This is a genomic window from Micromonospora pisi, from assembly GCF_003633685.1.
GTDB lineage: Bacteria > Actinomycetota > Actinomycetes > Mycobacteriales > Micromonosporaceae > Micromonospora_G > Micromonospora_G pisi.
On the sequence record NZ_RBKT01000001.1, the window covers coordinates 8,049,459 to 8,061,768 of the forward strand.

General features: G+C 72.6%; 12 protein-coding genes. 3 read left to right on the forward strand and 9 right to left on the reverse strand.

The annotated features are described in order from the left end of the window. Window positions 1-49 precede the first annotated feature (49 nt). Together BDK92_RS34510 and BDK92_RS34515 are read right to left on the reverse strand one after the other, a co-directional pair. Window positions 50-1,696 carry a thiamine pyrophosphate-binding protein gene (locus BDK92_RS34510; RefSeq protein WP_121160502.1) on the reverse strand — a complete coding sequence of 549 codons (1,647 nt, stop codon included), beginning with the start codon at window positions 1,694-1,696 and terminating at the stop codon, window positions 50-52. A gap of 13 nt (window positions 1,697-1,709) precedes the next feature. Further along, window positions 1,710-2,471, reverse strand: coding sequence for a cyclase family protein (locus tag BDK92_RS34515; protein WP_121160503.1), 762 nt, complete (start codon window positions 2,469-2,471; stop codon window positions 1,710-1,712). 300 nt (window positions 2,472-2,771) lie between these two features. On the opposite strand from BDK92_RS34515, the gene BDK92_RS34520 reads away from it, so the two are divergent. Then, entirely contained in the window at window positions 2,772-3,872 is a 1,101-nt protein-coding gene (locus BDK92_RS34520) for a WD40/YVTN/BNR-like repeat-containing protein (protein WP_246017415.1), read from the forward strand. Window positions 3,873-3,875: 3 nt separating this feature from the next. Beyond that, complete coding sequence (locus BDK92_RS34525) at window positions 3,876-4,151, forward strand: MoaD/ThiS family protein (protein ID WP_121160505.1); 276 nt, start codon at window positions 3,876-3,878, stop codon at window positions 4,149-4,151. Between the two features lie 76 nt (window positions 4,152-4,227). Here BDK92_RS34525 and BDK92_RS34530 read toward each other — a convergent pair whose 3' ends face one another. Genes BDK92_RS34530 through BDK92_RS34560 form a run of 7 tightly spaced genes read right to left on the reverse strand, consistent with a single transcriptional unit; the run spans window position 4,228 to window position 11,557 of the window. Further along, window positions 4,228-5,268, reverse strand: coding sequence for an ATP-grasp domain-containing protein (locus BDK92_RS34530; RefSeq protein WP_170208795.1), 1,041 nt, complete (start codon window positions 5,266-5,268; stop codon window positions 4,228-4,230). Further along, window positions 5,252-5,935 carry a hypothetical protein gene (locus tag BDK92_RS34535; protein WP_121160507.1) on the reverse strand — a complete coding sequence of 228 codons (684 nt, stop codon included), beginning with the start codon at window positions 5,933-5,935 and terminating at the stop codon, window positions 5,252-5,254. Before BDK92_RS34535 ends, BDK92_RS34530 begins: the two co-directional genes overlap by 17 nt. Next, window positions 5,932-7,335: a glycosyltransferase family 2 protein gene (locus BDK92_RS34540; protein WP_170208796.1), complete on the reverse strand. Its 1,404-nt coding sequence runs from the start codon at window positions 7,333-7,335 to the stop codon at window positions 5,932-5,934. The genes BDK92_RS34535 and BDK92_RS34540 overlap by 4 nt, the downstream gene beginning before the upstream one ends. Then, complete coding sequence (locus BDK92_RS34545) at window positions 7,332-8,027, reverse strand: HAD family hydrolase (RefSeq protein ID WP_170208797.1); 696 nt, start codon at window positions 8,025-8,027, stop codon at window positions 7,332-7,334. The genes BDK92_RS34540 and BDK92_RS34545 overlap by 4 nt, the downstream gene beginning before the upstream one ends. A gap of 1 nt (window position 8,028) precedes the next feature. Next, window positions 8,029-8,691: a PIG-L deacetylase family protein gene (locus BDK92_RS34550; RefSeq protein ID WP_121160510.1), complete on the reverse strand. Its 663-nt coding sequence runs from the start codon at window positions 8,689-8,691 to the stop codon at window positions 8,029-8,031. Then, the gene (gene wecB / locus BDK92_RS34555) at window positions 8,688-9,881 is read right to left on the reverse strand and encodes a non-hydrolyzing UDP-N-acetylglucosamine 2-epimerase (RefSeq protein ID WP_121160511.1); all 1,194 of its coding nucleotides are present in this window, start codon (window positions 9,879-9,881) and stop codon (window positions 8,688-8,690) included. The genes BDK92_RS34550 and wecB overlap by 4 nt, the downstream gene beginning before the upstream one ends. Then, entirely contained in the window at window positions 9,881-11,557 is a 1,677-nt protein-coding gene (locus BDK92_RS34560) for a purple acid phosphatase family protein (protein WP_246017416.1), read from the reverse strand. Before BDK92_RS34560 ends, wecB begins: the two co-directional genes overlap by 1 nt. A 396-nt stretch (window positions 11,558-11,953) precedes the next feature. On the opposite strand from BDK92_RS34560, the gene BDK92_RS34565 reads away from it, so the two are divergent. Beyond that, a complete protein-coding gene (locus BDK92_RS34565; RefSeq protein ID WP_121160513.1) occupies window positions 11,954-12,295 on the forward strand; it encodes an avidin-fold protein in 342 nt (113 codons plus the stop codon). The last annotated feature ends 15 nt before the right edge of the window (window positions 12,296-12,310 follow it).

Here is a 12,310-nt window from a genome sequence, read left to right on the forward strand (position 1 = left end):
CGCCCTGATTCCGCTCACGCCGCGCCGTGTCGCCGTACGTGGCAATCACTCAGTGACCACGGAACGCCTCCTCCAGCCACCATGAGCCAAGCGCGGCGCAGACCTTGGCGTCAACCACCAGCGGCCGGGTACGGGGACCAGCGAGCCAGCGGCGTACCGGCCCGAGATCGTCGACGGTCCGGACGGTCAACCCGTCGCAACCGTAACCACGGGCGATCGCGGCCAGATCGGTGTCGGGGAAGGTGACCGTCTCCAACGGGTGCCCGTCCGGGCCGAAGTGGTGCACCTCGGCGCCGTACGCCGCGTCGTCGTAGATCACCACAAGCAGGGGCAGCGCCAGCCGGACGGCGGTGACCAGCTCGGCCGCGGACATGACGAAGCCACCGTCGCCGACCGCGGCGACGGTGAGCCGGTCCGGCCGGGCGACCGCCGCGCCGAGCGCACTGGCCAGGCCGAGCCCGATCGACTGGAACGCCTGGGTGAAGCAGAATCCGGCCACGTCCGGCACGTCGAGCCACATCGACGGGTAGCCCATGAAGTTTCCGGAGTCGACCACCACCGTCCGGTCGGGCGGCAGCAGGTCGTCCAGGGCGGCCGAGAGTGTCCTCGGGTCGATCGTCGCCGGGGTGCCGGCCCGCTCCGGCCCACCCTCGTCCCGGTACGGGACCGTCCGCCACCGACCGTGCTCGCGAATCCGTTGCGCCAGCTCCGGTGTACGCCAGGTGTCCACGGGCCCCGTGGAGCCGGCGTCCAGCCGACCGAGCACCGCCTCGGCGACCGCCGTCACCTCGCCGGCCACCGTCAGGTCGACCGGGCGGTTCACCCCGAACGCGGCCGGGTCGTGGTCGACCTGGACGACGACGGCGGACGGTGGGATCAGCTCGCCGTGCCGGGTGGTCCACATGTTCAGGGTGCTGCCCCACGCGACGACCAGGTCCGCCGTGCCGATCAGCTCGGCGGCGAGCGGGGTGGCGAAGCCGCCGGCCACGTCGATGTTCCACGGGTCCCCGGCGAACAGTCCCTTTGCCGCGGCCGAGACCGCGAGCAGCGCGCCGCACGCGTCGGCGAGCCGGGTCAGTGGTTCCCGTGCCGCCCGCGCGCCCCGACCCGCGATGAAGACCGGTCGACGTGCGGCCTGGAGCGCGGCCAGCAGGGGCTCGACCCGCGCGACGGTGGCCGGCGCCGGCTCGACCGGAAGGACCGGGCCGGACCACGGTTCGGTCACGGCGTGCTGGACCTCCAACGGGAGGCCCAGCACCACCGTCGCGCCCCGGGCGGCGGCCCGGTACGCCGCGCCCGTGTCCTCGGCCGCGTGCGTGGCGTGTACCCGGCGGAAGTCGGCCCCGACCGAGGTGGCGAGTGCCGGCAGGTCGATGAAGAAATTGGACCGGGGCGCGGTCGCCTCCGGGGCCAGGACCACCATCGGGGTACGGCTCTTCGCGGCCTCGGTGAGGCCGGTCAGCGCGTTGGTGACGCCCGGACCCTGGTGCACCGAGAGCAGGCCCACCGTCCCGGAGGTGCGGGCGAACCCGTCCGCCATGCTCGCCGCGCCGCCCTCGTGTGCCGCCGCCACGAACCGGGCGCCGGCCGCCAGGAGTGCGTTCGTGACATGGAAGTTGCCGCTGCCGACCACTCCGAAGACGTGCCGTGCGCCGTGTTCGTACAGGGCCCGCCCGACCACCTCGGCTACCCGCATCGGTGGCCCGGTCCTACCGTTCGACCAGCGCGAGGACCCGGCACGGGCTGCCGGACCCGGAAACGATCGGCAGCGGTCCGGCGATCACCACCGCGCCGGTCGCGGGCAACTGCGCCAGGTTGCGGAGCTGGGTCAGGCCGTACTTCTCCTGACCGAGCAGGTACGAGTGGCACGGGAACGGCGGGTCGAACGAGTGCGCCGCGCCCGCGTCGGTGCCGACGGTCTCGACCCCGACGCCCTGGATCGGCGACTCCTCGGCCAGCCACCGGGCGCACTCGACCGAGATGCCCGGGGTACGCCCGGCGTTGGCGTACCGCTCCGGGTGGTCGCCGTACGCGTCCCAGCCGGTGCGGTAGAGCAGCCAGCCGCCGGTGGGCAGCGCACCGTGTTCCGCCTCCCACGCCTTGACGTGCTCGACCTCGAGCAGGAAGTCAGGGTCGGCGGCGGCGTCGGCGGTGTGGTCGATCACCACCGCCGGGGCGATCAACTGCCGCACCGGGACCTGCGACACGTCCGCGCCCTGTTGACCGGTCACCCAGTGCACCGGGGCGTCGAAGTGGGTGCCGGTGTGCTCGCCGGTGGAGAAGTTGTTCCAGTACCAGGCCGGACCACGGTCGTCGTACCGGCTGATCTCGCTGAGCTGGAACGGCCAGGTCTGGCCGAACTGCTCGGGCAGGCCCAGGATCGGGGTCTGGTCCGAGAGCGGAGCGGTGAGGTCGACAACCTGGATCCGGCCGCTGGAAAGGGCGGCGACTAACTCCTGCAGCACCGTCATGCGGCGACGGTACACCGCGCCTCCACTCCATGATGGACCCTCGAACGGGGCGTGTCAGCGCCGCCGCCGGCCCCGCTGGCGGTCGGCCGCCGATTCCGCTGGCGCAGGAAGTGGCGATGACGGAATAAGAGGAGCCGATCGCCGATGTCGATCTTCATCGGATACGAAAAGCGAAAGTGAATGGTTCTCGCCGTACGGCGGTCCGCCGGCATTGGTGGTAATCACGGTGCAATTTTTGTCGGTGGCCGGGGCCATACTGACCCGTGGCGTGCGCCGGTGCGCCGGATGGGAGGACCAACCGTGACAACACCGCCTGCGAAAACCCTCTTGATGATCGGCACGACGAAGGGCCTGTTCCTCGCCACCAGTAGCGATGACCGGCTCACCTGGGAGGTGAGCGGACCGCATTTCTCGATGACCGGCGTCTATTCCGCCGCGATCGACAAGCGGCGCTCCGCCCCGCGACTGCTCGCCGGGGTGAGCAGCTCGCACTTCGGGCCGAGCGTGGCGACCAGTGACGATCTCGGTGGCTCCTGGCGGGAGCCGGACCAGCCGCCGCTCGCCTTTCCGGCTGACACCGAGACCAGCCTGGGACGGGTCTGGCAGCTCGCACCCGGCTCGGCGGCCGAGCCGGACGTGGTCTACGCCGGCACCGAGCCGACCGCGCTGTTCCGTTCCGTCGACGGCGGCGTCAGCTACGAGATGGTCAGGGCGCTCTGGGACCACCCGCACCGCAAGGAATGGGGCGAGGGGTTCGGTGGCCAGGCGGCGCACACCGTGCTGCCACACCCCGCCGACCCGGCCAGGGTCCTGGTCGCGATGTCGACCGGTGGCGTCTACCGCTCCGACGACGCCGGCGCCACCTGGACCACCGGTAACACCGGGATCCGGGCCTATTTCCTGCCCGACGAGTGGCCCGAGTTCGGCCAGTGCGTGCACAAGGTGGCCCGGGACGCGGGCGACCCGGACCGGCTCTACGCACAGAACCACCACGGGGTCTACCGCAGCGACGACGCGGGCGTCACCTGGAACTCCATCGCCGACGGGCTGCCGAGCGACTTCGGGTTCGCGATGGTGGCCCATCCGCACCGTTCCGGCGTGATCTACAACTTTCCCCTGGTCGCCGACGGCGAACGGTTCCCGGTCGAGCGCCGGTGCCGGCCGTTCCGGTCGGTTGACGCCGGCACCACCTGGGAGCCGCTCGCCGTCGGCCTGCCCACCGACCCGTACTACGCGGCGGTGCTGCGGGACGCGATGTGCGTCGACGACGCCGAGACCGCCGGCGTCTACTTCGGCACCCGTGCCGGCGAGGTCTACGCCAGTCGGGACGAGGGCGACTCGTGGTCCCTGGTGGCGGCGCACCTGCCGGACGTGCTCTGCCTGCGTGCCGCGGAGGTGTGAGCGGTGGTCACACTCCTCGTACCGGCGGCGCTGCGGGTCGACGCGGCGGGTGCCAGCCGCCTCGACGTCACCGCCTGCGGCACTCTGCGGGCGGTGCTGGACGAGGTCGCCGGCCGGTGGCCCCGGCTGGACCGGAGGATCCGCGACGAGCGGGGTGAACTACGCCGTTACGTCAACGTCTACGTCGATGGCGAGGACTGTCGCCGGGGCGAGGGTCTGGACACCCCTGTGCCCAGCGGCGCCGAGGTACAGGTGATTCCCTCGGTGGCCGGCGGCTGAGCCGGCTCCGGTCGGGGCATTCCGCAGGGCGCGACATGCCAGCGGGACGCGCCCGGGGCGGCCCCGGCGCCCCCGCTCAACGGTCGACGCGCTGCTCCACCGTGCTCTCCGCGAACCAGCGCACGGTGGTCACCCCCTCGGTGGCCACCAGCGCGGTCGGGTCGATCGGCAGCCCGAGCGTACCCAGTAGGAACTGCCCGACCAGGTCGGCACCCGCGGCGAGCGACAGCGGCAGTCCGCCGGAGAAGCGCGGGTTCACCTCGACCACCCGTGCCGGGCCCTCGTCGTCCAGAAAACCCTGCACGTTGCAGACAGCGGTCAGGTCGAGCGCGCCGGCCAGTTCCTTGACCAGCAGGTCGATCCGGCTGTCGGCGAAGGTCGTGCCCCGGGTCGAGATGCCGGCCCGGGTCTGCGCGCGCCAGCGCGGCACCGCACCGAGGACCGCGCCGTCGCGTCCGATCAGGCAGTCGACGGTGAACTCCCTGCCCGGCAGCCGGGTCTGCACCAGCGGGGCCGGCACCCGGCGCAGCAGGGTCGGAAAGTCCGCCGGGTCGTCCACCGGATAGACGTCCCGGGACCCGCGCCCGACCCGTGGCTTGACGATCCACGGTCCGGGCAGGTCACCGGGGCCGTCCAGGGCGGTGCCGGGCGCGGCCACCCCGGCGGCGTCGATTCGCGCCGCGAACGCCCACTTGTCGAGGCAGTCGGCGACCGTCCGGTGGGCCGGGAACCACGCCGCGATCCCGCGTTCGGCGAACTCCGCCTCGTTGCCCGCCACCCGCAGCAGTTCCTCCGCGACGGTCACGATCACCGCGTCGCTGCCGGTGGCGGTCGCCGCCGCCAGTAACCGGTCCGGGTAGTCGGGGGAGTCGGCCGTGGGCAGCAGGTAACTCTGGTGGCCCAGGTGCAGGCCAGCGGCGTACGGGTCACAGTCGGCGGCCACCGGGGTCACATCCAGGGTGGTCAGCTCGCGCAGTACGGCGACTCCGGCGGGGCCACCGCAGCCGGTCACCAGCACCCGGCGCCCGGCCAGCCGGGGATCCGACGGTCGCGGCCGGGGCGACTGCGGGCCGGGACGGACCAGGGTGGTTCGGGTGGTGTCAGCGGGGTCGGTCACGGTGGTCTTCCTGTTTCTCTCGGGCGGGTTGTCGCCGCTGATCGCCGGAGGTCCGCCGTCGGGCCGGCCGCCGCCTCCTGCCACCGGAGAGCGCGGCACCGCGTGGCAGCCGTACCGCGATCAGCAGGAGCAGTACGGCGATCAGCAGCAGGTAGGAGAAGACCGTGCCGACCCAGTCGTGAAAAGTGATCATGGTGTTGATGCCGGCGCCCCGGCCGACCCAGAGGACCGCGACCAGCCGGGTCAGGTTGCCCAGCGACAGCAGCAGCACCGCGAGGACCGCGCCACCGATCCGCTGGCGCCGGCTGCCGCCGAGGATGAGCAGCGACACCCCGGCGGCGGCGGCGCTCACCGTCAACGCCGAGCAGGAGGGCGTGATCCGGATGAAGTACGGCTGGTAGCCGTAGAAGCCGTGGACCAGGTTGGTGCCGGGAAGTTCCCGGGTCATTTCCAGCCCGGTGTGCTGGGCGAGCCAGGCGGTGGCCGCCGCCTCCCAGTGGCTCACCGGGGCCGCCGCCCACCAGCCGAGACCGACGGTGACCGCCAGCACCGTCAGCACCCGTACCAGTGGATAGCCGGCGCGGCCACCCCGGGCCGGCCCGATCGCCCGGTGCCGGCCGCCCGTCCCGTCGTCGGCCAGCCCGGCCCGGCTCAGCCCGCCGGTCACGCGGGGGTCACCACGGCGCGCGGATCCCGGGCGGCACGCTCGGTGTGCACCGCCGCGTTCGGGTCCAGGGCGGTTCGCTCGGTCTTCACCCAGGCGTAGCGGGACCCCGCCCAGGCGTCGAGCATGGCCCGGGTGCAGAGCAGCATCGAGATCACGAAAAGCGCCGGGAAGAGCAGCAACGGCAGCAGGTCCCGGCGGCGGGCACCGGCCCGCAACAGCCCGCCCCCCACCTCGAGCACCGGTCCGGCCGCCATCAACGGCGCGATGGCCCAGAGTGGACCGGCCGACGGCAGCAGACCGGGCACGGCCGTGGTGATGCCGGCCAGCAGCAGGGCGAGCACGCAGAGCACCGGTACGTGGAAGACGTAGAGGAAGAGGGTCGCCTCGATCTTCTCGCGCAACCGCAGTCGCGGGCTGCGCCACAGCGGCCGGCGGTAGTCGCGGCAGACCTGCTGGTGGCCTCGGGCCCAGCGGTACCGCTGCCGGTAGTACGCCCCCAGGCCGGTCACCGCGAGTTCGGTGTCCACCGCGTGTTCGGCGTAGCCGATCCGGTATCCACGCAACCAGATCCGCAGCGACAGGTCGGTGTCCTCGGTGACCGACTCGACGTTCCAGCCGCCGAGTTCCCGCAGCACGTCGGTGCGTACGGCACAGTTCGCGCCCCCGTACGCGGGCAGGCCGTGGACCCGGTCGCGGCCGGCCATGTTCACCAGGTAACCGCAGAGATAGTCCACCGCCACCAGGCGCGCGACCAGACTGTCCCGGGGATTGCGCACCACGCACCGGCCCTGCACCGCGGCGACCCGCGGGTCGGCGAACGGGCGCAGTAGTTCACGTAGGCAGTCGGGAGCCGGCTGGTGGTCGGCGTCGAAGACCACCACGACTTCGCCCCGCGCCAGCCGGAGCGCGTCGTTGAGCGCGGCGGACTTGCCGCCGACCGCGTCGGCCGCGCGCCGCAGCACCCGCCACCCCCGGTGCCCGACCACGGCACGTTCCAGCAGGTCACCGGTGCCGTCGGCGGATCGGTCGTCGACGAAGACCACCTCGATCAGGTGTGCCGGGTAGTCGAGGGCGGCCAGCGCGGCGGTCAACCCGTCGATCACCCTGGCCTCGTTGTGGCAGGGGACCAGCACGGTGACGCTCAACGGCCGGTCCGTCGTGTCGTCGGCCTCGGCCGGGATCGGACGCAGGGCGGCGGTCAGGAAGACCAGGTGCCGGATCAGGTAGGTGGCGAACACGGCGGTCAGCGCCAGCGCGACCGCCTGGTACGCCCAGGCCGGACGGAGTGCCACCGCCGCGACCACGGTCAGCGCCGCCGCCACCCGCAGGGCGGTCCGGGGGACGCTCGCGCTCGCCCGCCGGGCGGTGCGCGGGTGCCGGTGCGCGCTCGGCCGACTCACCGGCGTGTCCCCTCGCAGAGGTCGAGCAGCACGTCCAACGCGTCGGCCGTGGTCTGCACCGACCGCCAGACCTCGGCCGGGTCGGGCCGGTCCCGATATTCGCCCTGGCGGACCCGGAGCGCGCGGATACCGAGCGCGACCGCCCCGGCGATGTCCTTCTCCGGCCGGTCGCCGACCATCACGGCGTCCTCGGTCCGGCAGCCGAGCAGCGACAGCCCTCGCCGGAACCCGGACGGATGCGGCTTGCGGCCGGCCCGTCCCCGCTCCTCGTCGGTGCAGACCACCCCGGTCAACGCCCCGCCCAGTCCGGTGGCGGCGAGCTTCGCCCGCTGCTGCTCCGGGTTGCCGTCGGTCACCACCACCAGCGGTACGGAGCGGGCCAGCCGGCTCAACCGCTCCGCGACACCCGGGTACGGGGTGAGCGTCGTCGGCCGGAAGTTGCGGAAGGCACCGACCAGCGCCGGGGCGAGGGCGGGTGCGGCGCCGATCGCGGCGAGCGCGGAGTCGATCAGGCTGCCCCGGTCGCTGCCCCGGGCACTTTCCCTGCCCAGCGCGGACCGCAGCGCGTCCCGGTCGAGTCCGAGCGAGGCCCCGGCGGCGGCGACCCGGTCCCAGGTCTGGGCCAGGAACTCGGCCTGCGGGTAGAGGGTGTCGTCCAGGTCGACGAGCACACCCAGCGGGGGACGGTCCACCTCAGTTCTCCGCAGCCAGGCCGAGTGCGTCCGACATCTCCAGCGGTCGTCCCGGCCCGGAGAGGCTGAGCAGGGTACGGGTGGTGGTGAACGCCTCGGCCTCGGTGACCCGCCCCTGGAAGCCACGGAACCGGGCCTGTGCGGCGAGCGCCTCCAGGTCGATCCGGCGTCCGCCGATCACCTGGGAGAGGTGGTGGCGCAGCAGCCGCAGCTTCTCCGGGACCAGGCCGGTGACGTCTCCGAAGACGACCGGCTGGAAGTCCAGCGTCGACGGGCTCTCGTAGTGCAGCACGGTGGTGAGGGTCCGGGCGGCGGCGATCGAGGCCGAGGCGGTCGCCCGGTGGTCCTGGTGCGAGTCGGCGGGCGCGTGCGTGAAGACCAGGTCGGGCCGGACCGCGGCCAGTGCCTCCTCGATCCGGTTGACCAGTGCCGGCCCGTGGTCGAGTTCGCCGTCCCGGAACCCGCCGCCGATGAGTTCGGCGCCGAGATACTCGGCGGCCTGACGCTGCTCCCGAGCCCGCAGGTCGGGGTCGCCGGGGCCGAGTCGCCCGTCGGTGAGGACGAGCATGGTGACCGAGGCACCGAGCTGGCGGGCCCGCAGCAGGGTCGCCCCGCAGCCCAGTTCGATGTCGTCCGGGTGCGCGCCGATCGCCAGGATTCTCATCGGTCGACCTCCTTGGAGATGTCGTGCGTCGAGGTGTCGGGGCCGGGCTCGCGCAGGCGTAGCCGGCCGGTGTGGTGCAGGTCGGTCAGGAGGGCGGCGATCCGGTCGGCGGTGTGGCCGTCGCCGTACGGGCAGGGCATGGCCGCGATCCGCCGCTGGGCCGCCGGGGTGAGCAGTTCGGTGGCGGCGGCCAGCGCCCGGTTCGGGTCGAGGCCGACCAGGACCGCCTGACCGAGCGCGACCCCCTCCGGTCGGGGGGTGCTCTCCCGCAGCACCAGCGCCGGTACGCCGAACCAGCCCGCCTCCTCCTGCAGGCCACCGGAGTCGGTGGCGACCAGCGCGGAACCGGCGATCAGCTCCAGCATCCGGCGGTGCGGTTGGGGGTCGAGCAGGGCGATGCCGGGGTGCGTGAGCCGGTCGGTGAGGCCGGCGGCGGCCAGCCGGTCGGCGGTGCGCGGGTGCAGCGGGAAGGTCACCGGGGTGTGCCGTTCGGCGAGCGCGCGGACGATGTCGACCAGGGTGGCGAGCCGCTCGGGTGAGTCGACGGTGCCGGAGCGGTGCGCGGTGACCAGGATGCCGGCCCGCTCCGCCGGTGGTACGGCGGTCACACCGGAGCCGCGCAGTACGTCGCAGACGGTGTTGCCGACGACGTGCACGCTCGACCCGGCGACGCCCTCGCGGAGCAGGTGTTCCCGGGCCCCCTCGGTCGGCGCCAGGTGCACGGTGGCGAGGTCGGCCGCGACCGTTCGGTTGCACTCCTCCGGTGAGAGCGGGTTGTACGACCGCAGCCCCGCCTCGACGTGTGCGACCGGTACGCCGTACCGGCGGGCCGCCATGGCGACCAGCGGCACGGTCCAGGTGTCGCCCTGCACCACGGCGACGTCCGGCCGGTCGGTGGCGAAGTAGCCGAGCGCGTGCCCGAGCAGACCGCCGACCCGGGCCGCCTCGTCGCCGTGCAGCGTCCAGTGTGCGGTGGGTTCGACACCGAGGTCGGCGAAGAACGAGCCGGCCATCCGGTGGTCGTGGTGCTGACCGGTCGCGATCACCTGGACCTGCGCCCCCGTGGTGTGCAGGGCCTGGGCGACCGGAGCGAGCTTGACGATCTCGGGGCGGGTGCCGGCGAACAGCACCGCCCGGAGGGCCCGCCCGGGGAGCGGGTCCCCGGACGGGCGGGTGGGGTGGTGGTCCATCAGGAGGCCGGAACCTCCAGGCCGCTGCGGTGCCGCTTCCACGCGACGTAGCCCGCGCCGGCGGCCAGGGCGGCTCCGGTGAGCACGGCGGGCATCCCGAAGGCGGGGGTGTCGACCGTGGCGGCGGTCCGGGTGATGGTCAGCCGGTCGATCTCGGTGCCGGTCGCCGCGCCCTCGATCGAGACCGCCCGGAGCGTGAGCGTGGTGGTCTGGCCGGGGGCGGCGGGCTTCACGTCGACGGCGAGCAGGTTGTGACCCCGGTAGCGGATCCGCGACCAGTCGACCGTCTCGTTCACCTTGGTGCCCGAGGTGTTGCGGTAGAAGGTGGAGACCCCGTCGGAGTCGTGCACGTTGCCGGCGTAGCTCTCCGGGCCGTTGGCCGGCAGGCTGTAGAGGCCGGCGCCGCCGCCACCGGCGACGATGTAGGTGGTGCCGTCGGTCACCGGGTTGACCGTGTCGCCGACGGCGGCGGTACGGGTCTTGGCGCCGCCGCGCATCGGGTCGGCCCGCTCGTACATGTGGTTGTGGCCGTTGATCACCAGGTCGACGTTGTACTTGTCGAACAGCGGGATCCACTGGGCGCGTACGCCGCCCTCGGAGCCGTGGTTCGTGGTGACCGCGTAGGCGCAGTGGTGGAAGAAGACCACGATGAAGTCGATCTTCGGGTTGGCCCGCAGGTCGGCCAGGGTCTTTTCCAGCCAACTGAGCTGGGCGCCCCCGGAGTAGCCACGGTTCGCCGGTCCCTCGTTGCTGACGTCGTTGGTGTCCAACGACAGCACCGCGACGTTGCCGTACGTGAAGGCGTACACGCTCGGGCAGTTGGACGGCCCGTTGGTCGGCAGGTCCAGGCGCTGGACGTGGCCGCCGTACCCGTTGGGGGAGTACCAGGACTCGATGTCGTGGTTGCCGGTGGCGAACATCCACGGCACCGACTGGGCGACCGGCTCGATCTGGCCGAAGTACTTGTCCCAGACCGACGGGTTGAAGGTGTCGCCGAGTTCGCCCTTGCCGCTGGAGTCGGCGTACGTGATGTCACCGGCGACCAGGTGGAAGGCCGGCTTCTGGGCGATGATCTGGGCGTTGTCCAGCAGCGCCTGGGCGCTCGCGCCCATGTCGCCCATGGCGGTGAAGGTGAACGGCCGCAGGGCCGCGCCGCTGCCGGCCGGCGCGGTGGTGAAGCTCTGTACCGGTCCGCCGGCCGCCTCCAGCCCGTCGTGACCGATGGCGTAGTAGTAGGTGGTGTCGGGCCGCAGACCGTCGAGCGCGGCGTGTCCGTAGAACTGGTCCAGGGGCGTACCGGTGCCGTAGTCGCTGTGCAGTGAGCGCAGTTCGCCCTGCACGACCTGGCTGAGGTCGTCGGCGGAGGTGCCGAGACGCAGCACCGGCTTGTCGACCGCGGCCGGGACCTGCCAGCCCACCCGCATCTGCGTCGTCGGGTCGTTGCCGTACGACAGGTGCCGCCCGAAGGGGGTCACCGACGACCCCGGAGCCTCGGCGTACGCGGCCTTGGTGAGCAGGGTCGGGCCCACCGCGACGGCGGCGGCACCGACGGCACCGGCCGCGAGGAAGCGGCGGCGGGAGAGGTTCCTCTTGACGTCCTGCCAGTACTCGTGCTGCTCTGCGATGGTCATCTCGCCGCGGCGGCGGCGGGACACCCGGAAACCAGGAAGGTCCACGGACCTGCCTCTCTCGGTAGTTCGCGAAAGTGGATGGACGACTTCGCCCCGCCGCGAGGTTCACTCGCTGTAATGAAGCGCGGGGTGGTCGAAGATGAACTTTTCGAGGTCAAGCCATGATTCGCTGATGAAGAGCGGCTCGGAAACTACCAAGAGTGAGATTTGCGGAACGACCCGTTCGCGCGCTCGTGGCGTACGGACGGTTGGGTGCCGAATGGGTGAATCGGGGCTGTCGCCCAACCGAGGCGACCACTCACTGATTTGGGTGGGCACGCGCACGCCGCCAGGATCATGGCCATCTGAGGTGAGGTGCCCGGTTGCCGTGCACGCCTCGGGGTCGGGTCTTCGAGCCACGTTGACCCCAGGTCCGCCCCGCCCGCTGATAGCGTCGCGCGGATGACCGCACCCTCGCTCGACGCCCGCCGGTTCGCCGCCATCGACAACGTCGGTGGCGAGGTGAGCGCGGAGACCGTCTTCGAGTACCGGGAGCGCGACGGTGAGGTGTGGGCGACGTACGCCGGTGGCGCGGTGCGTCGCGGCTACCTCGTCGGCACCCGCCGCGCCGACCTGCTCAGCATCCGGTACGTGCAGCTCAACATCGACGGGGAGACGTCCTCCGGCCGCTGCGTGACCGAGGTGAGCGTGCTGCCGGACGGCCGGCTGCGACTGGACGAGACCTGGCAGTGGGAGTCCCGCCCCGGCGAGGGGACCAGCGTGGTCGAGGAGATCGGTGCCTGAGCCGGCTCTCAGTGC